Here is a 20,080-nt window from a genome sequence, read left to right as displayed (position 1 = left end):
CGCCGCACCGAGGCGGTCAGCGCCGTCCCCAGTTCACAGGCCAAACCTGGGCGCCGTGACGACGAAACGCGGCCGATCCCAAAGGATCGGCCGCGCCGCCCGCCCACGAAAACGACGGGCGGCCCGAAGGCCGCCCGTCCCGACTACTCGGCCGCCGCCAGGGACGCGGCGGCCTGTTCTTCATCCTCCGCCGACAGGCTGGCGGGTTCCGTCGCGCCGTCGTCCTGGCGCGGCGCGTGCGGATCATCGCCCGCCAGCACCAGGGCGTCCTCGGCCTCGGACGGGGCCTCAAGGCCCTGCTGGGCTCCGCCGCCCTCCCCTTCTGCGTCCTGGGACTGCGGCCTGGCCGTCCGCAGGATGGGCGGCAGCCATCCGACCTCGACCAGTTGGGGCTCGGCGGCCGCCACCATGTCGGGCTTCTTGAGGCCCGACAGCCGGGCGGCGGCCTGCGCCGACACCCCGTCCGACACCGCCGCGACGATATGGGCCTTGGTGACGCGATCGAGATAGCGGACCGCCGTGGGCTTCCAGTAGTCGCGCATGTCCAGATCAAGGGCGCTCGCCAAGGTCTCCGCGTGGGCCAGGGCGTGGGGTCTGCGCTCCCAATTGCGGACCGCATAGACCGACAGGCCAACGCAGTGGGCGAGCAGGCTCGCCCGGCTGTCGTGGTCGAGCCCGACGATGAAGGCCCACAGGTCAGGACCTTCGCTTGGCATTTGCCGCGCCCAGACCCGATGACGCTCGGCGATCGCCCGACCGGCGGGACTGTCCTCGACGCCCTCGCCGAATTGGGCAAGGTCGCGGGAGGCCCACTGGATTTCGAGGCAGGTCGGGGCTGGGTAGACCCCGAACACCTTCGCCGCCAGCGCATGGACCAGGGCGACCTGGGCCAGATCGGGGTTTTGCGCCAAGGCGTCGCGCAAGGCGGCGCTGCGGTGGGCGGTCAGTTCGGCGATCACCCGGTCGGGCAGCGGCGCGGCCGGGTCGCCCTCAGGCTCCTCGGCCTCGCCGCCGCCACTCGCTTCGGCGTCCCTTCCCCCGTCGGCCTCGCCTTCCTCGTCGGCGTCATCGGGGTCGGAGGCCCCCGCCGCCTGATGATCGGCGGCGTCCGCTTCGTCCTCGGGGTCGGGCTCGGGCACGGGCTCGTCCTCGGGACGAACGAAGCCGCGCTCGATCCGGGCTTCGCCATAGGCGTCGAGGACGACGAAGACACCGGCCCGCGCCCTCTCGCCCGGGTCATAGCCGTACTCGTCGCCATAGGCTTCGAGTTGGGCGGCGATCGCCTCGAAACGGGCGGCGACCTCGGGCGGCGGCGGGCCGATGTCGGCCCACTGCTCGGTCAGCTCAGCGTCCTCGGCGATCAGGGCGTTGATCGCCTCGGACTCGCCGGGGGCGCGCTCGCGCAAGCGCTCCCAGACCCGCGAGCAGCCGTGGCCGTGCGGAAAGTCGAGCGACGGGCTCGCCCACTTCCAGCCCTCGGCCGCCCTCACCGCCTCGGCGACCTTGGCCAGCTTGTCGGCGGCCAGGGTCTCCAGCAAGGCCACGTCCTCCAACCAGCAGACGCCGCCCGCCTGGGTGAAGAGGTCGCGCAGGACGGGGCCGCCCGCCGCCTCGTAGGCTTCGACGCCGACGAACTGGGCGCGGCGGTCGGTGCTGATCACCTTGTCTTCGACCATGGCGCGACGGATGACGTGCGCGGTCAGCTGATGCGGCGACAGCCGCTCGAAGACCTGCAGTTGCCGCGCCGCGTCGGGATTGACCGCGAACGCGGTCACCTGCTCCAGGGTCAGGACCGCTTCGCGGTAAAGGTCGAGCAGTGCGGGGGCGACGGCGCCCAGGCGCAGGCGCTGGCGCACGATGTCGGCCTTAAGCCCGAAGCGCGCCCCGATCTCCTCGGCGCTCCAGCCCCGGCGCTCGGAGAGTTCCCGGAACGCTTCGTACGCGTCGGCCGGGTGCATTGGCTCACGGCTAAGGTTCTCGTCCATCGAGACCTCGGCCGGGTCGTTGGTCGTATCGACCACGCAGCGCACGGCCGCGCCCTTGGCCAGGGCCTTGCGCTTGGCCAGCAGGCGCAGAGCCTGGCGGCGCCCCTCTCCGGCGGTGACGAGATAATAGCCGGTCTTCTGAGCGTCCTTGATCTCGGGCTCGACGACGAGGGGCTGAAGAACGCCCTTGTGACGGATCGAGGCGGCGCGCGCCTCGATCACCTCGGCGCTGTGGCCGACGCGCCGGGCGTTCTTGGGCGAGGCTTTGAGGCGGTTCAGGGGAATGTCGCGGACCTCGCCGAACTGCACGGCGGCAAGGCCGGGAACCGCGCCGCCGGTCTCGACGCCAACGGCGACGGGGGTTTCTGAGGGGGAAGTCATCTTGCGCCTCCTTGGTGGCTGGGTTGCAGGCGCAAGGCGCGCCTGAAACCCTGCCCAAGCGGCGAGCGCGGGGGTGCAAGCGGAGGGGCGTCTTCGCGGGGACCCGGCTGCAGGGCTTGGTGTCGAAGGCCGCCTTTGACCGACGAAGGCCCGAAGCTGGGCGGAAGGCGATCCGAAGCGCGCCGGGGGCGGCAGCCCCAAGCACGGGCGCAAAGCGCCCAAAAGACCAACGGCCGCGGCAGCGGCCAGGCATGACCGGCAGGTCAGCGCCGACCGTCTGGCCTAAAGGGGGTTTTCGCCTGAACCCGGACAGGGCCGTCGCAGAGATGGTCCCTCGCCGGCCCGTCGGGCAACGCGGACCAAGCCTCCGCGGGGATGGTCCCTCGCGGCGCGCCGGTCTTTGTGATCGCTGGCGCCGGCCCCATGATGGGCGCGTGACCAAAGGACTCGACCGCATGACCAAGGCCCGCAAAGGCCCCGAGACCGAATGGGCGGCGGCGTTCGCGCTGATGCTGGCCGAGACCGGGGTGCGCAACTCCAGGCTCGAGGAGCTGCATCAGGGCCTATCGCCGGGCAGCGCCATCGGCGACTACAGCGACGTCAAGGTCGTCACGCCCTATGGCGAAATCCCCTGGTCGCAGCTCTCCCGGCTCGACGACGAGGAGATGAAAGAGCTGATGATCGAGGTCGTCGATCGCCTCTTCACGATCCTGTCCCATCCCGAGCCCTTCACGCGGCTGATGGGCGCGGCGCGCTGGAACGCGCCCCGGCTGGATCCCTTGTTGATGGAGAGCGTGGCCCGCTGGAAGGCGCGCCAGGCCGGCATGCCGGAAGCCGAGCTTTGGGCGACCTTTCCGCTGACCGAGGCCAACCGCCGCCCGCCGATCCGCAGCGACCGCCGCGCCGCCGCCGGCCAGATCGATGAGGCCGACCAGGCCGACCAGGCCGACCTTACCGAAGCCGAGCAAGACGAAGGCCGCCGGTCCCTGGAGATCACGCCCGAGGCGATGCGTGCGCTGGCGCAGGCGCCGATCGCCGGTCCGGCCTGGATCGCCAAGGCGCGCGAGGCCCTGGCGCAGGGCGCCGACGGGTGGGAGCGGGCTCAGATGGAGACGCTCGACACCATCGACGTCCTCACCCATGGCCAGGAGGAAAGGTGACAAGCACGCGGGACGGCCGCAGGCTTGGGTTCTCGACTCCCTTAAAACCGAGGATCACCCATGAACACCGCCGACATCGCCGAAGCCCTGGCCGCCGCCGACGACAAGGTCACCAAGACCCAGGCCAAGGCCCTGGTCGACGGCGTCTTCAAGGCCATCGCGCAAGCCGCCGCCAAGGGTGAAGAGGTTTCGATCCCCGGCTTTGGCAAACTCAAGGTCCAGGACAAGCCGGCGCGCACCGGCCGCAACCCGGCCACCGGCGAGACCATCGAGATCGCCGCAACCAGGAAGGTCGCCTTCACGCCGGCCAAGCAGCTCAAGGACGCCGTCAACGGCTGACGCCACGAGCCCGCCGTCGCCCAGCGCCCGGCGGGCCGACCCCACGCTCTTGCTTTTGTCTGTATGGGTTACTGCCGCTCGCCTCGCCGTCAGGATCGGGACGGCGCGGCCGCGGCCTCCTTGCGCGGCCGCCCGCCCCGACGAGGCGCGCGCTCGCCGCTATAGGCCTGCTTCCAAGCCGCAGCGAGAATGTCAGCCAGGGCGGCCTCCTCCAGGTCCTCCAGCCAAAGCAGCGTCACGCCCGACCGTCGCTGGCGTCCAGGCTCGGGCGACGCCGCGTCCTGCTCGGCCAGAATGCGAGCCTGATCGCGCGCCGAAAGCTTGACCACCGCCCACCCCGCCTCCGGCCACCCGAGGGTGGCGAACGCCTTGCCGCCGACGCGAAACTGCACGGTTTCCGCTCCTCGCGTCACGCGACGCCCTTCTGACTCCGAGTCGCCGCTTGCTGGGCAAAACGCGGTCAACGCCGTGACAGAAGCGGAGGTAGCTGACCGCGCAGGCGCGTACGGGTCCGCTCCTGGGATATGGCGAAATCGCCGTTGGACCTGGACTTACGAAAGCGGTCGATCTCCGAAGGGTCGGCCGCGCCGGTCTGGACGCCCGCCTGTCTCATGCCCTCGACGGCTAAGCGTCGCCTGTCCGAGCGAGCAACCTTGACTGTTCTGGGGTGTTGTTGTCGGGCGGAGTCTCATCCAGTGACACGCTAAGCATCGCACCACCGGATTCGCCCGCCCATGACGCTGACCCCGCTCCCGAACGCGGCAGACGGTGACGTCGCCCAGCGCCTGCGCGGCGGTCAGTGGAACTCTGAGGGGTTTGGACCTGTCACAGCCTGGCCCAACGCCCTGCGCCAGACCGTGGAGATCCTGCTTGCCGCCGCCTTCCCGATGTTCCTTGTCTGGGGACCGGAGCGACGCATAATCTACAATGACGCCTATCGCTCCATTCTCGGCGCCAAGCACCCCTACGCCCTGGGTCGGTCCTTCTGGGACGTGTGGCCGGAGGTCCGCGATCAGATCGAACCGGTGATCGATCAAGCCTTCGCGGGCGCATCGAGCTTCTTTGAGGATCTTCAAGTCACCTTGGAGCGCGACGGGCGCCAGGCCAGCGCCTGGTTCACGTTTTCCTACAGTCCCATTCCCGCCGAGGGCGTCGTTCCTGGGGCGCTCTGCGTCTGCGTCGAGACGACCTCGGCGGTCATGGAGCGGGCCGCGCGCCAGGAAAGCGAGCACACCCTGCTCTTCCTGGACCGGCTGACCAAGGGCACTTCGGCCCTGCCGAGCGCCGATGCGGTCATGCGGCGCACCGCCCAACTGGTCGGCGAGCACTTGGGCGTCAGCGTTTGCGCCTATGCCGACATGGACGAGGACGAAGACGGCTTCACGATCCGAGGCGACTGGGCCGCGCCTGGATCAACCTCCATCGTCGGCCATTACCAGCTCGCAGACTTTGGCCAATTGGCCGTGGCCAACCTCTCGCGCGGCCTGCCGCTGGTCATCAACGACAATCTAGCCGAGATCGCCCCGCACGAGGCGGCCACCTTCCAGGCCATCGGCATCGGCTCGACGATCTGCATGCCGCTGGTGCGAGAGGGCCGCCTGCGCGCCCTGATGGCCGTGCACCATAAGGGACCGCACATCTGGACCGATCGCGAACAGGCCCTGGTGCGCGAGGTCACCGAACGTTCCTGGGCTTTCGTCGAACGGGTGGGCGCCCAGGCGGAACTTCGCTCGCGCGAAGAGGAGTTGCGCCGCATTACCGATGCCGCGCCGCTGCTCATCGCCTATATTGACCAGGAGCGGCGCTATCGGTTCGTCAACCAGGCCTATCAGGACTGGTTTGGTCAGCCGCGCGAGGCGATCCAAGGCCGCCGGGTCGAAGACCTGCTCGGCGAGGCCTATACGCTGGCGCGGCCGCACCTGGAGGCGGCCCTGGCCGGCGAGCGCGTGACCTTTGAGCGCCGCCTGGACTACCCCGTCGCAGGGTTGCGGGACGTACAGGTCGACTACATCCCCCGCCGATCCCCGGCCGGCGAGGTGGTCGGCGTCTATGCCGTCACCGCCGATGTCACCAAGCGCCTGGAGGCTGAGCGGGCGCTTGTTCAAAGCGAAGCGCGCCTGCGCCTGGCCACCGAGTATGCCGAGGTCGGGCTTTGGGACGTCGACGAAATCAATGGCTTGCTGTTCTGGGATGATCGGGTGCGGGCCGCCTTCGGCGTCTTGCCGGGCACGCCGGTCTCGATGCGAGACTTCTACGACGGGCTGCATCCGGACGATCTCGAAGCCACGTCCAAGGCCTATGCGGCGGCGGCCGATCCGCTGCAGCGTGCGGTCTATGACGTCGATTACCGAACCATCAGCCCACAGGATGGCGCCGTTCGCTGGGTTTCGGCCAAGGGGCGCGGTGTGTTCGACGAGACCGGCCGTTGTGTGCGCGTGGTCGGCACGGCCATCGACATCACCGAGCGGCAGAGACTGAGCCGTCAGTTGCGCGAGGAATCCGAGCGTGTCCAGCTGGCGCTCGAGGCCGGCGCCATTATGGGCACCTGGGTGTGGGACGTGGCCGCCGACAGGATCACGGGCGACGAGCGGTTCGCCCAGGCTTTCGGTCTGTCGGTGGACGACTGCCGGTCGGGCCTGCCCATCGCCACCGCGTTCGGCTCGATCCATCCCGACGATGTCGAGCGTGTGCGCGAGGGAAGACAGGCCTCGGGCCGGCGCCAGGTGAGGACATGATGCGGTGAGACGGCGATGCGTTTCAGCTGCCCTTTTGAGACCATCGCGGTCGTTTGATCCGCACGCGGCCCGTGAGACTCTCCGCCACCTGATCTCGGGCGGCCAGCCGGCCGAATATTTCGAGCAGGCCCTGCGCCAGACCACGGCCGAAGCCTGCGCCCCGGCGCAGCCGCTATCACCCCCCTCCTCCCCTTGCTCCAGCCAGACGAAAGCGGCCGATCCCAAAGGATCGGCCGCCCGCGCGCACGTCCTCGCGCCCATCCGCCAAGCCAGGCTTGACCTGCTGCTCACCATCAAAACCGCGCCGCGCCGGAAAGGCGCGGCGCGGCGCGCGTCAGTATTCCTCAGCCAGCATCAGCGTCAGGACCCGCCTGGTGACGGCGGGGTCGGCCGGGTCGGGCGAGGCCATGCAGAGGTCGAGGTCGTAATAGTCGATCTTCCAGAAGTACCGCTGGCCGCCGACCTCGAAAGCGCCGAAGTCGCGTTCGCCGTGCGGGTCGTTGTCCTCGCTGAAGGTCGAAAAGCCCGTCACGGCAACCACGACCTTGGCCAGGTCAGCCTTGCTGGACGCCAGGGGTCAGCACCCACCCCGCGCCCGGCTCGGCGCGGCAGGCGTCGTTCAGCGCCGCGATCGCGTCGGTATGATCATCCTCGGTCATCAAAAGCGCTCCTTGGGAGTCCGGGGTCAGGCGCAAAAGCGCGCCTGACCCCGGCGCCCGTCGGCGAGACCGGGTGTGCAAGCGGAGGGGCGGCTTCGCGGGGACCCGGCTGCAGGGCCCGAAGGGACCGAAGCTGGGCGGAAGCCGATCCGAAGCGCGCCGAGGGCGGAGCCCTAAGTCCCGCGCGCTCGCGTGCGAGCGCTCATGACGAATGAAGCGTGCAAGGAGACCGCGCAAAGCGCGTGTCGGAACGTCCGCGTCGAGCGGCCGGCGGCGACCAAAGTCGCCCGCCAGGCGTCGCGCCCGTAGGAGAGCCGAAAGGCTCGGGACCGAGCGTGACCGCCGGCCGCTCTCCGTTCCAGGGCTCTATCGCTCGCAGGCGACGCCGTCGCCGTCTCGGTCAAGACCACGCCTGTAGCCCGGCTCCCCCAGGCGCAACGGCGCGACGCCGGCGGCCCTGGCGGCCGCGCAGTTGGGATAATAGGCCCCAGAGCGCGACGACAGCGATTGTGCGCGAGGTCGCGCGGTGGGAGCGCCACCGCCCCGATGGCAGTGATAGTCGCTGGTCTTGCGATTGGTGTGGCAACCTTCGGCGTTCAACCCGCCACCATGAGCCTGCGCATCCGCCGCGCCCAGGCCCGGCATTGCCCCCGCCAGTACGACTGCAGCCACCAACCCGTTTCGCCAGATCATCGGCTCCCCCAAGCCCATCAACACGCGCGATCGCCGACACCGACCTGCCGCGCACGCTCACTATCGCGAATCGTTAGCCCCCACCCAAAGCTCTACCATAAATTAGATCGCCCCCTCCTGGCTCGGGGTCGAGCGCGATGATTGGGGAATACCTTGAAGAGACTGCTTTGCGCGGCGAGCCTGATGGCGGCCGTCGTCCTGGCCAATGCCGCCCAGGCCCGGAACGGATCGGTCGAACTCCACGACGCCAAGGCCGGCGACCTGTCGGGCGCCGAGCTTGGCCTTCGCTACACTTCGCAAAGGGCAGGTTCCGCCTGAAGCCGACCCTGGGGGCCTTGATCCACTAGGGCGAGAACGACCGTTACCGCAGCGAGACCTTCAGCAACGGCCGCACCGTCTGCCGCGACACCCGCAACGACCAGTTCGCCGACAAGGACGACTGCAACGACGCCGCGGCCAAGGCCTACGGCAAGATCGAGGCGGCCTATCGCTTGGGCAAGTCCCTGGAGCTTGGCGCGGGCGTGCGCGTCAGTGACGAGACCGCCTTATGGCGCGATCGGCGGCTACGCCAGCGAGACCCTCATCGTCCGCGGCTTTGCCGGCAAGGACTATGGCGCCGGCGTCATCGCCTGCTTCTGATTGTCGGGGCGGCGAGACGAACCTCGCCGCCGACGCCTCCCGCATCCAGGAAACCGATCACCAGAAGGATCGGCTGCCGCGACCGCAAGCTCAGCCGAGGTCGACCGGATCCATCACCCAGGCGCTGCGTTCGGCCAGATCCCCGATCCGCGCAAGGTAAGCCGCGAAATGCGGACTGGCGCGATGGGCCGCCACGGCCGCGTTATCGATGTAGAGCTCGTCGAGCACGAAGCGGGTGGGGTCGGCCTGGTCTCGCCAGACATCCCAACGCAGATTGCCCGGCTCGGCCCGACTGGCGATCGCCAGGTCCGCCAGCATCGCCTCCAATTGGTCCGCCCGTCCCTCGCGCGCGGCCAGGATGGCGACGATCTTGATCCCCGAGCCCATCAGCCAACGCCCAGCGTGGCCGCACGGCCGCGCCCGGGCCGCGAGCGCGCGGTCTTGGCGTAGGCCTCGGAAAAGGCCGCGGTGAGAATATAGGCCATGGCGTCCTCGTCGATGCGCTCGAGCCAGATCAGGGTCAGACCCGAGTTGCGCGGACGGCTCTGATCGATCCTCACCGCGTCACTGAGCGCCAGGGCCGCGGCCTGGTCCTTGAGGCTGAGCTTGACCACCGCCCTGCCTTTCTCGGGCCAGCCGAGCGTCGCGAAGCCGCGAGCCCCCACCCGAAACTGGATGGTGTCGAGGACAGGCTTGACCTTGACGGCGGCGCCAAGCCGGCCGGCCAGGGTCGAAAAGGCCTCAGGGGTCATGGTGAATCCTCGCCAAACGCGACGCCCTTCAGATCGCGAGTCGCCGCCCGATGGCAAAGTCACCATCGCGCTGCGTCAGGATCGGTCGTCAGATGCCGCCTCGCTACATCGCCACCGCCCTCGCCTCGTCAAGCGCGGCCAACCCCGGCTGCCTATCGGGCTGGGGACTTATCCGCCCGACCCGAGACCGGGTCGGCTGCCGTCCGGTCGAGCGCGACGCGATGGCCACGAGGTCGCCAAGCGCGGCGCCTGGGCCAGGTCTCGCTAGACCCGCCCTCGCCTCAGAGCCGGTCGGAAAAACGCTCGTAGGCGGTAACCCGACGCATCAACGGCTCGATCGAGGCTTGATAGATTTCCGCCTGCAAGTAGGCGACCTCGGCGTCGCGGGCTTCGGCGTCGACCTCGATCCACCAGGCGCGGGGCGCGGTCCCCGCCTCTCCGTTCCAACGATAGCCCCGCGCCTTCAGCGCGTCCTTCATGGCAAAGGGCGCGTGCTCGGCCCAAATCCGCCAGGTGGTGCGCCGGGCCTGGGCCAGCATGGCCGCCAGCGCCGTCTCTCCGCTCGGCAGCGGCCGCCCCAGTATCTGCAGCGCGGCCTCGCAGTCGTGGCGCGCCCGGTGGCCCGTGTAGAAGAAGCCGCTCTGGGCGGCCAGATAGGTAAGCTTGGCGCCCTCGAAGCCTTGCGCCTTCCAGTCGACCTGACTCAGCGAGCAGGCCCAGGGCTTGGCCTGGAAGGCCTGGCAGTAGCGCTCGGCGAAAGCCCGGTCGAAGCCGGCGTTGTGGGCGACGATCACCGCGGCCGGCGCGATGAAGCGCGCCAGGGCGTCTGGGTCCAGCGTATGACCGGCCACCATCTCGTCGGTGATGCCGGTCAGGCGCGTCACCTCCGGCGGGATCGGCCGGGAAGGCTCCCGAAAGCCGCAGAACGGCTCTCCCACCTCCAGCAGGCGGCCAGCCTCGTCATAGCGGAACGGCACCAGGGCCGCCTCGATGATCTCGTCGCGCGTGGCGTCCAACCCGGTGGTCTCCAGGTCGAGATAGACGCCCAGCCTGGCGGCGGCCAGGTCGCCTTCCGAAACCTCGACACGGTCCAGCCGGCGCAGGACCCGATAGCGTCCACTCGCTTCAAGCCGTGCAGCTAGACTTTCCAGTTCATCGTCGTCCAACGGCCGTCCTATTTGCCTGGAAGTCAGCTCGCGCCAAGTCGCCTTCTATCGCCTCCACCGAGAGTCCGGACAATAGCGTCGCTACGGGGCCGCGCGCGGAACGGAACACGCGCCAGAGAACAACGTTTGCTGATCCCGAGGAGCAGCTGATGAAACAGGTTGCGGTACTTCTGGCGGCGGCGAGCCTGACGGGCTGCGCCACCCACGGCGCGCCGTCAGGCGCACTTTCCAGCTACGATGGTCTGCAAAAGCAGGAAGGATCCATGCGTACGGGCGTTTCTCAGCGCATCGACCAAACACGGCTGCGCGGTGTCAGGTCGGTGTCGCTTCCGCCCGCCGTGCTGGCTGACACGCCCTCCACCCGCTGGCTATCCGCAGAGGAGAGGCGCAACCTCCTTGCCGAGATCGACGCCCAGATCTGTTTCGAACTTTCCGAACGCTACGAAATCACTGCGCACGGCGGGGCGGCCGACGCTCATGTCCGCGCCGTCGTCACGCGCGTGAGCCCTACCGGAAGGGCAGCCTCTGCGCTTTCGGCCGCCAGCGGTTTCCTGATCCCGGGACCTGTCGGGCTTCGCGTTCCTGGGACGATCGGCGGGCTTGGCGCCGAAGCCGAAATGATCCTTGCGGACGGGGTGCAGGCCTCGGCCCTGATCTGGAACCGTAACGCCACGCCGATCGGAACGGACAAGCCGTCCATGAGCAGGATCGGCGACGCCATGCAGTTCGCCGAGCCCTTTGGCGACGCCGTGGCCTCGACGATGGCCAAGGACAAACCGCGGATCAAAAACACACAAGGCGACCCCTGCGCCAGGCACGGCCCGCGTCTGAGGGCGGCCAACTGGCTCGCCGGCGCCGCCACCGGGCTCTACGTCCCGCCCGGCGCACGCAAGGCCGGCGACGAGGACAAGCGCGGCGCCAAGCAATGAGCTTCGCACAGATATCCGTCCTGGCCGCGGTTGTCTTCGCCATTGTCTCGCCGATAGCTCAGGCGGTCTTTGGCATCGGCCTCACCGCGAGCCAGTTCTCGCAGGCGGGCGACGCCACGCTGCGGGCTGCCGGCTACGCCTTTTCGATCTGGTCTGTTATCTATGCCGGGCTGATCGCCTACGCCCTTTATCAGGCCGCCCCGCGTCAACGCTCCGCCCCGGCGCTGCGATCGCTTTCATGGCCGGCGGTCGCCGCGATCTTTGGGACCGGTCTGTGGATCTGGGCCTCAGCCCTCAACGAGCGCTGGGCGAGCGTCCTGATCATCGTCATCTCGGCCATCGGCCTGACTTGGGCGCTGTCACGCGTCAGTCGCGCGGCCCCCGAAACCAAGCTGCGGGGGCACATCCTGGCCTGGTGGCCGCTATGCCTTCTGGCGGGGTGGCTGACGATCGCCAGCGTTCTCAATATCCTCACCGTGTTGACCGCCGAGCATCTGATCGAAGCCGGCTCCCGTGTCTTCGCAATAGGCGGGCTGGCGGTCGCCTTGGCGGTCGTTCTCGTGGTGCTAGGCCGGCCAAGGCTTTGGCCTTACGGCCTGCCGCCCGCCTGGGGCCTCGTCGGCGTTTACGTCGCCGAGCGTGACGCCAAACCCGACGTGGCTTCGATCGCTCTGGCCTGCGCTGTGGTGATCGCTGCGAGCAGCGCGTGGCAGGGGATGGTCTTTTGGCGGCGCCAGAGCCGCGGCTGACGGTCATCCCCCGCGTACCCGAGCACGAAAAGAGGCTCGCCGAGCCAGGGCGACTGGCCGATCGGAGCGCCAGTTGCTCTGCCTCTCCTATTGTACCGAACCTGAGCTCGGCTGGACCTTCAAAGCGGCGATAAAGGCGCGCACCCGGTTAGCGTCGAGGCCCATCAATGGGCTCCAGTAGGCGCTTTGGAAACGATCACGCGCGGGCTTCTCGGTCATGGTGGCAAAGGTCTTCATGGTCGATGAAAATCCCCATCGCCGCGGGCGTTCCCGAACAAGCCAGCCTCAGGGCGCATACGAGCTGCAATCTCCCAGCTGGGCCGATCAAGCCGCCTTGGCCGTCTCGTCGACGTCGGCGAGGGCCATGCTCCCGGCGGCGACGCGCCAGCGTCCGACCAGGCGCTCGAGCCGATCATAGACCCAAACTTCTCCAGTCCCGTGGGTCGCGTGGGCCTGCTTGGCCAACGCCATGGCCAGGCGCTCGGCTTGACCGCCGCTTTCGAAGACCAGCACCTCGCCCTTGTCTGCGTCCGATAGACTCCAGCCGGCGTCCGGGTTGGGCCGAACGATGAAAACGCCAAGTGCGCCGCGCATGAAATCCTCTAGGTCGGAGGGCAGAGAGCGCCGGTCGGCGCATCATGAAGCGGCCCAAACGCCGCCTGCCGCCGGACCGTTCCCTTAGGCCCGCTTGCGCGCCCTCAGCGCCCGGGCGACCAGCGGCGCGAGCCCCTCGGCGACCTTCCTCGCCCCAGCGGCATTGGGATGAACGCCATCGCGCTGCATCAAGGCCGGGTTTCCGCGCACGCCCTCCAGGATGTTGGCCAGCAACGGCGTCCCAAACGTCTTGGCCAAGTCCGGATAGAGGGCGTTGAACTCGCGAGCGTAGGCCGCGCCGATGCTCGCCGGAGCGGCCACCCCGACCAGGACCGTTCCGACGCCCCGCGCCTTGAGCTTCTGCAGGATGCCGCGGAGGTTGGCCTTGGTCTGGGCGGGCTCGACGCCTTGAAGCAGGTCGTTGCCGCCCAGCGCCACAACGCAGACGGCCGTGTCTGCCGCGACGCTGAACCCTACCCGCGCCAGTCCCCCGCCGCTGGTGTCGCCCGAGACGCCGGCCGCGCGCACCGTGGCCACAACGCCCAGGCGCGCCAGCGCCGCCTGAAGCTGGGCCGGCATGGCCTCGCGGACCGGAAGGCCCAGTCCTGCGGTGATCGAATCCCCCAGCACGGTGACCACCGGCGGCTTGGGCGCGGCGGCCCCCTGCGACACGAGCACAAGACTAGCCAGCAGGCGGCGGCGGGACAAAAGGCGTGATGCGGACTTGACCATGTCTTCCTATGTAGGTTCGCACGCCAGCGAACAATGTCCGGCCTTGAGGATGCTCATGAACGACGACGCCCAGCCCGCAGCGCAACTCGTGCTCGACGCCGTCACCCTGACCCTTCCCGCCGCCGCCGGCCCCGTCGAGATCCTGCGCGGGGTGGTTCTTGTCGTCTCTGCGGCCGAACGCGTAGCGATCATCGGCCCATCGGGCTCGGGCAAGTCCTCGCTGATTGCCGTCGGCGCCGGCCTCGAAGCGCCGACCACCGGGGCGGTGCGGCTGTTTGGCCAGGATCTTTCGCGGCTGGACGAAGACGGTCGGGCCCGGCTTCGCCGCGGCCGGGCCGCGCTGGTCTTCCAGTCCTTCCACCTTCTGCCCAACATGACCGCCGAGGAGAATGTCGCCACGCCCCTGGAGATCGCTGGAGCATCCGGAGCGCTCGCCACCGCGCGCGGCTGGCTGGAGCGCGTGGGGCTTGGCAAGCGGCTTGGCCACTACCCCCACCAGCTGTCGGGCGGGGAACAGCAGCGCGTGGCCCTGGCCCGCGCCCTGGCCGCCCGCCCCGCCCTGCTCTTCGCCGACGAGCCGACCGGTAATCTCGACGGCGTCACGGCGGCCGCCGTCGCCGACCTGATGTTCGACCTTGTCGCCGAGGTTGGAGCGGCTCTGGTCATGGTCACCCATGACCCGGTGCTCGCCGAGCGCGCGGATCGGATCGTCCGCATGGCCGACGGCCGGGTCCTCGCCTGAGCATGGCCCCGCTCGCCTTGCGCCTGGCCGCCCGCGAACTGCGTTCGGGCGTGCGCGGCTTTCGCATCTTTCTGGCCTGCCTGGCTCTGGGGGTCGCCGCCATCGCCGCGGCCGGCTCGACGGCTCAGGCCTTCCGTCAGGGACTGGCGTCCCAGGCGCGCGAGATCCTCGGCGGGGACCTGTCGTTCTCGATCGAGAACCGCGAGTTCACGCCCAAGGAGCGCGCGGCGTTCGATCGTCTCGGAACGACCACCTACACCGCCGGGGCCCGGGCGATGGCCCAGGCCCCCGATGGCGGCCGTCGTCTCGTGAGCCTGCGCGGCGTGGACGCCAACTACCCGCTGGCCGGCGCGGTCAGGATCGAAGGCGCGCCCAATCTGGTCGCGGCCCTGGCCGATAGCGGCGGCCTGCCCGGCGCCGTGGTCGAGCCGGCCCTCCTCGATCGGCTCGGCCTGAGGATCGGCGACCGGTTCGAGGCCGGAACGTTGGATCTGGTCATCACGGGCCGGTTGCTGGGCGAGCCCGACGGCTTGTCACGGGGGTTTTCCCTGGGTCCGCGGGTGATGGTGCGTCGGGACGTCCTGGAGCGTTCGGGGCTATTGGACTCGGGCGGTCTGTCCAATCAGGCCGTGCGCGTGGCTCTTCCCGTCGGCCAGGATCCCAGAGCGACCGGCAAGGCGGTCCAGGCGGCCCTTCCCGACAGCCACCTGCGCATGCGCGATCGCCTCGACGCCGCCCCTGGCGCCAAGCGGCTGATCGATCAGCTCGAGTATTTCCTGGGCTTCATCGGCCTGGCCTCGCTGGTGGCCGGCGGCCTGGGCGTCGCCGGCGCGGTTTCGGCCTACCTGTCTTCCCGCGAGCGAGCGATCGCCGTGCTCAAGGCGCTGGGCGCCGACGGCGCCCTTATCCGAAACCTGCACCTCATCCAGATCGGCGTGCTCGCCTGTCTGGGCGTAGGCATCGGCCTGGTGATCGGGGCGCTCGTCCCGCTGCTGCTTGGCAGGCTCGCCGGCGCGGCCCTGCCGATCCCGGCCCTGTTCAAAGTCTATCCCTGGCCCCTGGCCAAGGCGGGCCTGTTCGGGCTCCTGGCGGCGGCGGCGTTCTCGCTGGTTCCCCTGGCCCGCGCCCGCATCACGCCGCCCTCGGCGCTTTTTCGCCGCAGCCCCGCCGCGCGCCTGCCGCTCAGCCTGGAGACCCTGGGCGCCGCGCTGGCCGGACTTGGCCTGGCGGCCCTGGCCGTAGCCACGGCGCCGACGCCGCTGGCCGCAGCGATCATGATCGCCGGCGTGGCCGTGGCTTTCGCCGTATTGGCCGCGCTTGGCCGCACGGCCGCCTACCTCGCCGGCAAAACCCGCCGGCTGACCCGCGGCGCTGTCCGGCTCGGCCTGGCCAACCTGGCCGGTCCAGGCTCGGCGGCGCGCACCGCCAGCCCGGCCATCGGGCTTGGCGTAGCGCTGCTGTCCTGCGTCGTGCTCATCCAGTCGGCCCTGCTGGCTCAGGTCAGCGACGTGGCGCCCAGGACAGCGCCGGCCATGGTGTTCACCGAAATTCCCGCCGATCAGGCCGCCGCCTTCGACCAGGCGGTCGCTCGGGAAGCTGGCCCGCTCGGACCCGACGCCTATCTGCGCATGCCGTTCGTCACCGGCCGCATAGCCGCCCTCAAGGGCGCGCCGGTGAAGATCGAAACCATCAAGCCTGGCGAGCGCTGGGCCTTCGACAACGACATCAGCCTGTCGGTGTTCGCGCAAGAGCCGGCCGGGGCCGGCGTGGTCGAAGGCGGCTGGTGGCCCAAGGATTATCGGGGGCCTCCGCTGGTGGCGATGAACATCGAGGTGGCCCAGGCCGGCGGCCTGAAGCTCGGCGACGCCATCACCATCGACGTGCTCGGACGGCAGATCGAGGCGCGGATCGCGGTCCTGCGCAAGGTCGACTTTGGCGGCTTTGGGCCCAACTTCGCCTTGATCCTCGACCCCGCCGCACTCGAAGGCGCGGCCCTGCGCAGCGTCGCCATCGCCCGCGTCGACAAAGTCCGCGAGGCCAGGCTGACCCGCGCCCTGGGAAGAGGCTTTCCGGGCGTCAACGTCATCAGCGTCCGCGAGCAGCTTGAGGCCGCCGCGTCCCTGTTCGACCGCCTGGCGTTGGCGGTGCGTGGCGCTGCGGGCGTGGCCGGACTGGCCGGCCTGCTGGTGCTGGCCGGGGCGATCGCCGCCGGCGCCCGAGCCCGGGCGCGCGAGGCCGCGACGCTCAAGGTGCTCGGCGCGACGAAGCTTCAGATCCTCGCCGCCTACGCCATCGAGTATGGCGCGGTCGGCCTCATCGCCGGCGCCGCCGGCGTGCTACTCGGCTTCGCCGCCGCCTGGCCGGTGGTCGTCAAGGTGTTCAAAGCGACCTGGAGCGTCGACTGGGACGGGATCCTCGTCCTGATGCTTGGCAGCGGGGGCCTTGCGATGGCGGGCGGCCTGATCGCGGCAGCCTTGGCGCTGTCGCAGAGACCTGCGCCCGTCCTGCGTCGCGACTAGGCGGTCAGGCCGGGCCTGTGCTGGCGACAATCCCTTTGACGCAGAGCGCTCGGGCGATCGACTCAAGCCGTCTCCGGCGCCCGGATAGAGACGCGCTTGGCGGGCCTTGATCGCCTGCTGGGTTTGCTGGCCAATGGCGCGCCGGGCATGGAGGACGCATGAAGGAGCAGGAGACCAGACAGTCCCTGGATCGCCATATCGGCGCTCTGCTGCGCGGCCATCGCCGGGCAAGGGAGGTTTCCCAGCACGACCTGGCCGCAGCGATCGGCCTGACCTTCCAGCAGATCCAGAAGTACGAGTGCGGGGAAAACCGGATCAGTGCCTCCAAGCTGGTGGAAATGGCGCGGATCCTGCAGGTTCCGCTCATGGCCTTCTTCACCGGGCTGGAAACCGACCAGGGCGACGACCTTCTGGCGCGCTTTTGCCAGGTCGACGGGGCGACCGGCTTCATGCAAGCAGCGCTTCGAATGCCGCCGGCTGTTCGGGCGGAAATCTTCCGCCTCGCCGCGTCCTGGACAGAACAGCCGTGAGGTCAGCTCAAGCCGAAGCTCCCGGTACGCTCGCACTGCGCTGAAACTGGCGCATGAGCCGCCAGTGCGAAACACGTCATCCACATCGATATGCGTCGTTAAACGCTTATTTTCTTTCAAAAATACCCAGCGCCGCAAGAACTCCCCACACTTGTGCCCGCGGTTTGTGCAGGCAGAATGGTCGCAATTGGATCGCGTGATCTCGCTGGGATTAGGCCGGCGTAAAGAGCGCTCAAGCCAATTTCTTTAAAAAGCTCGACCGGTCGACCGCTCAGCGAGCGGTTGCTGGTCCGGCATCGGTTGAAGTACCGAAATAGCGGACTTTCGCCGGGCTTCAGAAACGCGAGCTTCCGCAGCGCGCGAGAGGCGCTGATTTGAACCTGTGCCGCCGATCCTTGGGCCCGCTTAAGCGAATTGCAAGCAACGCCCTCCGAAAGCGACACCTCCCTCACTAGCCGCGCTGGCCACTCACCTTACTTTTTCAATCCAAAGCCTGCGCAGCTCGGCGTGGCTTTCCGGTCCCCCGCACATCTGCTGAGCGGCTGGTCCTTGCGCACCCAGGGCGATCACGGCCGCGCACCGGCCATTGTGTGTCGCAGTAACGGGCGAGATTTCATATCGCGGCAGATAAATCGTCGACACCCGTCCAGGCTTGCCTCTCAGCCCCGCGATATAGGTCGTGATCGGCGTCGATCCCCGCTGCGAGGTGGCCTTGCGCTGCAACGCGTCGGCTGAGGCGCTATCGATCGGCGCGCCCCCGAAGCAAGGGTGATCTGATCCCGCCCCCAATCGACTAAATAGGACGTTGGAAGCGAGACCCCCTTCACCGCGCGACTGGACTGAGCCCTGTACTCCTCCAGCATAGATGCAGCGATCGATGAAGAACTTACTCCCAAGGAGGATGCGACGCGATTGAATGCATTTCTATGCTTCTGCACATACGCTAGGTATTTAGCGGCAGAATACACTGGAAAAGTTGCCGATTCAGCCATTGCCCCACCCCACAAAATGCAGACCTAAAACCAACTCAACGCGATCAGGACACAAAGGCCCTCAAGACCACACCCGGATTAAACAACATCGATAGCAGCGCCATGGCATATAATATTGCCCTGGCCACCTGAGTCACCGAGAAAACAACCGGCAAACCTTTTTTCTCTCCAAAAAAGGCACAAATTAGCGACATTAGACAGCCGACAAATGAGGCGAGTACAGGAACATTGAGAACGAAGATGGAAAGACCTATACTGTTCAGAAGTATGTTTCCAGGCGCCTTTACATACCCGCCATTCGCCGAAACTCCCATGCGAACGCCCACGGCAATAATGGCCACTACCAGAACCACGTCGAACCACAGACAGGCTCTCGCAGCCAGCAAAGGCCACCGCATCGCGACCGTGTCGATCTTCTTTGAGAAGGTCACCCAGACCGGCAGCGGAAATGCATTGAGAAACACTGATCGCCCCTGATACGGCTTCACCGCTCCCTCCCCGCTTCGCTCACCGTCTTGACCACCGGCGACCACACGAAATCGATCACTCGCCTTTTTCCCGTCACGATTTCCACCGAAGCGCTCATGCCAGCCGACAGCAAAGCTTGGCGTCCGTCAACTCTAAGTTGCGACTTTGACACCTTTGCCCGCACCGGAAACACCAGGCCGCGCTTCTCGTCGACGATGGCGTCAGGCGAGATCTGCGTCACCTCGCCGTCCAGCGTGCCGTAGCGGGTAGAAGGATAGGCCTCAAGCTTGATGACCGCGAGGTCGCCTACCCGCACGAAGCCGGCGCCCTTGTTGAGGACCAGGGCCTCGACCACCGGCGCCTCGCCGTCCGGCACGATGGTCACCAGCGCCTTGCCGGTCTCGGCCACCTCGCCCAGCGTCGTGACGGACACGGCCTGCACCACCCCGCCGACCGGGGCGGTCAGGGTCTGGAGCTGGCGCTTCTGCTCGGCCTTGCGCAGGGCGTCGGCGCGGGTGGCCGACAGCCCCTCGGCCTCGGCCCGTTCCTGGGCGGCCTGGCCGAGGTCGGCACCAGCCGCCCCTCGGCGATGGCTACGGTGTCGACCTTGGCCCAGCACGACCAGACCAAGGCCCCGACGGCGCCGGCGATGATCGTCCACCTGATGGCCCGGCCGATCGGCGAGGGCGGCGTCTCGACCACTTCCAGGGCGGCGGCCAGGAAGCCGGGCTCCACGCGCTGGCGGGCCTTGGCCCAGCGGCGGTTCTCGTCGCCCCAGGCCCGGGCGAACACGCGCAGGTGCGTCGACAGGCTCATGCCTCGCCCCCCTGATGGCCATGCATCAGGGTCCGCCAGAGCTGGGCGTTGCGCCCGCCGGCGGCCATCAGCGTCTCGTGGTCGCCGGTCTCGGTGACCTGGCCGCTCTCCATGGTCAGGATGCGGCTGCCCAAGCGGCGAGCGCGGGGGTGCAAGCGGAGGGGCGCCTTCGCGGGGACCCGGCTGCAGGGCTTGATGTCGAAAGCACTGGTGTGTCCGACCACGCCCGAAGCTCGGCGGAAGGCGATCCGAAGCGCGCCGGGGGCGGCAGCCCCTAGCACGGCCCGCGCGAGCGGCCAGCTATTGCCGGCGCGGCAGCGCCGAGGTGGTAGCTAAGGGAGCATCGCCCCTATCGGAGCCAGGCCGTCGCAGAGATGGCCCCTCGGCGCGCCGGCCGCTTGGGCCTTGGTTGGAGCTAACGGCAGCCCCTTGATGAGCGCAGTCAGGACCCAAGCGCATGCCGAAGACCTCCGAGGCCGACTGGGCGTCCGCCTTCGCGC

The 20,080-nt window shown here is 68.6% G+C and carries 23 protein-coding genes; 9 read left to right on the top strand and 14 right to left on the bottom strand.

Annotated features, from left to right (window positions below; all coding sequences use genetic code 11):
* Positions 1–143 precede the first annotated feature (143 nt).
* Positions 144–2,366, bottom strand: a complete 2,223-nt coding sequence (locus tag C1707_RS15130) for a ParB/RepB/Spo0J family partition protein (protein WP_101712133.1) — start codon at positions 2,364–2,366, stop codon at positions 144–146.
* Between the two features lie 434 nt (positions 2,367–2,800).
* Here C1707_RS15130 and C1707_RS26485 point away from each other — a divergent pair, with 434 nt between their 5' ends.
* Both C1707_RS26485 and C1707_RS15120 read left to right on the top strand, forming a co-directional pair.
* Complete coding sequence (locus C1707_RS26485; RefSeq protein ID WP_180896910.1) at positions 2,801–3,526, top strand: hypothetical protein; 726 nt, start codon at positions 2,801–2,803, stop codon at positions 3,524–3,526.
* 60 nt (positions 3,527–3,586) lie between these two features.
* On the top strand, positions 3,587–3,865 hold the full coding sequence (locus C1707_RS15120) for an HU family DNA-binding protein (protein WP_101712132.1): 279 nt from the start codon (positions 3,587–3,589) through the stop codon (positions 3,863–3,865).
* Between the two features lie 89 nt (positions 3,866–3,954).
* On the opposite strand, the gene C1707_RS15115 is transcribed toward C1707_RS15120, so the two are convergent.
* Positions 3,955–4,257: an MmcQ/YjbR family DNA-binding protein gene (locus C1707_RS15115; RefSeq protein WP_164467362.1), complete on the bottom strand. Its 303-nt coding sequence runs from the start codon at positions 4,255–4,257 to the stop codon at positions 3,955–3,957.
* 342 nt (positions 4,258–4,599) lie between these two features.
* Between C1707_RS15115 and C1707_RS15110 the strand changes: the two genes are divergently transcribed.
* Positions 4,600–6,600, top strand: a complete 2,001-nt coding sequence (locus C1707_RS15110) for a PAS domain-containing protein (protein WP_101712130.1) — start codon at positions 4,600–4,602, stop codon at positions 6,598–6,600.
* Positions 6,601–6,934: 334 nt separating this feature from the next.
* On the opposite strand, the gene C1707_RS26480 is transcribed toward C1707_RS15110, so the two are convergent.
* A complete protein-coding gene (locus C1707_RS26480) occupies positions 6,935–7,132 on the bottom strand; it encodes a DUF3768 domain-containing protein (RefSeq protein ID WP_205686759.1) in 198 nt (65 codons plus the stop codon).
* A gap of 493 nt (positions 7,133–7,625) precedes the next feature.
* Positions 7,626–7,904 (bottom strand): excalibur calcium-binding domain-containing protein, encoded by a 279-nt coding sequence (locus C1707_RS27065; protein WP_101712249.1) that lies wholly within the window; start codon positions 7,902–7,904, stop codon positions 7,626–7,628.
* A 201-nt stretch (positions 7,905–8,105) separates the two neighbouring features.
* On the opposite strand from C1707_RS27065, the gene C1707_RS26175 reads away from it, so the two are divergent.
* Complete coding sequence (locus C1707_RS26175; RefSeq protein ID WP_164467361.1) at positions 8,106–8,270, top strand: hypothetical protein; 165 nt, start codon at positions 8,106–8,108, stop codon at positions 8,268–8,270.
* 411 nt (positions 8,271–8,681) lie between these two features.
* On the opposite strand, the gene C1707_RS15090 is transcribed toward C1707_RS26175, so the two are convergent.
* From C1707_RS15090 to C1707_RS15080, 3 genes are all read right to left on the bottom strand, one after another.
* Positions 8,682–8,978: a putative quinol monooxygenase gene (locus tag C1707_RS15090; protein WP_101712129.1), complete on the bottom strand. Its 297-nt coding sequence runs from the start codon at positions 8,976–8,978 to the stop codon at positions 8,682–8,684.
* Positions 8,978–9,343 carry an MmcQ/YjbR family DNA-binding protein gene (locus C1707_RS15085; RefSeq protein WP_101712128.1) on the bottom strand — a complete coding sequence of 122 codons (366 nt, stop codon included), beginning with the start codon at positions 9,341–9,343 and terminating at the stop codon, positions 8,978–8,980. Before C1707_RS15085 ends, C1707_RS15090 begins: the two co-directional genes overlap by 1 nt.
* 281 nt (positions 9,344–9,624) lie before the next feature.
* The gene (locus C1707_RS15080; RefSeq protein WP_101712127.1) at positions 9,625–10,509 is read right to left on the bottom strand and encodes a 3'-5' exonuclease; all 885 of its coding nucleotides are present in this window, start codon (positions 10,507–10,509) and stop codon (positions 9,625–9,627) included.
* Positions 10,510–10,658: 149 nt separating this feature from the next.
* On the opposite strand from C1707_RS15080, the gene C1707_RS15075 reads away from it, so the two are divergent.
* Both C1707_RS15075 and C1707_RS15070 read left to right on the top strand, forming a co-directional pair.
* Entirely contained in the window at positions 10,659–11,438 is a 780-nt protein-coding gene (locus tag C1707_RS15075; RefSeq protein WP_101712126.1) for a DUF3313 family protein, read from the top strand.
* Entirely contained in the window at positions 11,435–12,187 is a 753-nt protein-coding gene (locus C1707_RS15070) for a hypothetical protein (RefSeq protein WP_101712125.1), read from the top strand. Before C1707_RS15075 ends, C1707_RS15070 begins: the two co-directional genes overlap by 4 nt.
* An 87-nt stretch (positions 12,188–12,274) precedes the next feature.
* Here C1707_RS15070 and C1707_RS26170 read toward each other — a convergent pair whose 3' ends face one another.
* From C1707_RS26170 to C1707_RS15060, 3 genes are all read right to left on the bottom strand, one after another.
* On the bottom strand, positions 12,275–12,424 hold the full coding sequence (locus tag C1707_RS26170; protein ID WP_164467360.1) for a hypothetical protein: 150 nt from the start codon (positions 12,422–12,424) through the stop codon (positions 12,275–12,277).
* Between the two features lie 87 nt (positions 12,425–12,511).
* Entirely contained in the window at positions 12,512–12,781 is a 270-nt protein-coding gene (locus tag C1707_RS15065; RefSeq protein WP_101712124.1) for a hypothetical protein, read from the bottom strand.
* 84 nt (positions 12,782–12,865) lie between these two features.
* On the bottom strand, positions 12,866–13,513 hold the full coding sequence (locus tag C1707_RS15060; protein WP_101712123.1) for an arylesterase: 648 nt from the start codon (positions 13,511–13,513) through the stop codon (positions 12,866–12,868).
* Positions 13,514–13,568: 55 nt separating this feature from the next.
* Here C1707_RS15060 and C1707_RS15055 point away from each other — a divergent pair, with 55 nt between their 5' ends.
* The 3 genes from C1707_RS15055 (at position 13,569) to C1707_RS15045 (ending at position 17,304) form a co-directional block, all read left to right on the top strand.
* Entirely contained in the window at positions 13,569–14,255 is a 687-nt protein-coding gene (locus C1707_RS15055; RefSeq protein ID WP_101712122.1) for an ABC transporter ATP-binding protein, read from the top strand.
* The gene (locus C1707_RS15050; protein ID WP_101712121.1) at positions 14,252–16,774 is read left to right on the top strand and encodes an ABC transporter permease; all 2,523 of its coding nucleotides are present in this window, start codon (positions 14,252–14,254) and stop codon (positions 16,772–16,774) included. Before C1707_RS15055 ends, C1707_RS15050 begins: the two co-directional genes overlap by 4 nt.
* Positions 16,775–16,932: 158 nt before the next feature.
* Complete coding sequence (locus C1707_RS15045; protein ID WP_101712120.1) at positions 16,933–17,304, top strand: helix-turn-helix domain-containing protein; 372 nt, start codon at positions 16,933–16,935, stop codon at positions 17,302–17,304.
* A 1,036-nt stretch (positions 17,305–18,340) separates the two neighbouring features.
* On the opposite strand, the gene C1707_RS26165 is transcribed toward C1707_RS15045, so the two are convergent.
* The 4 genes from C1707_RS26165 to C1707_RS26160 form a co-directional block, all read right to left on the bottom strand.
* On the bottom strand, positions 18,341–18,784 hold the full coding sequence (locus C1707_RS26165; RefSeq protein ID WP_145998322.1) for a hypothetical protein: 444 nt from the start codon (positions 18,782–18,784) through the stop codon (positions 18,341–18,343).
* Positions 18,781–19,119: a beta-barrel domain-containing protein gene (locus tag C1707_RS26780; RefSeq protein WP_476695751.1), complete on the bottom strand. Its 339-nt coding sequence runs from the start codon at positions 19,117–19,119 to the stop codon at positions 18,781–18,783. Before C1707_RS26780 ends, C1707_RS26165 begins: the two co-directional genes overlap by 4 nt.
* A 107-nt stretch (positions 19,120–19,226) precedes the next feature.
* A complete protein-coding gene (locus C1707_RS26775) occupies positions 19,227–19,580 on the bottom strand; it encodes a hypothetical protein (RefSeq protein WP_240633710.1) in 354 nt (117 codons plus the stop codon).
* Positions 19,577–19,714 carry a hypothetical protein gene (locus C1707_RS26160; protein ID WP_164467358.1) on the bottom strand — a complete coding sequence of 46 codons (138 nt, stop codon included), beginning with the start codon at positions 19,712–19,714 and terminating at the stop codon, positions 19,577–19,579. Before C1707_RS26160 ends, C1707_RS26775 begins: the two co-directional genes overlap by 4 nt.
* Positions 19,715–20,080 lie beyond the last annotated feature (366 nt).

It is taken from the genome of Caulobacter flavus, from assembly GCF_003722335.1.
In the GTDB taxonomy this organism is placed as follows: domain Bacteria; phylum Pseudomonadota; class Alphaproteobacteria; order Caulobacterales; family Caulobacteraceae; genus Caulobacter; species Caulobacter flavus.
The sequence above is the reverse complement of the archived record's forward strand: the minus strand, read 5'-3'. Positions and strand labels throughout refer to the sequence as shown.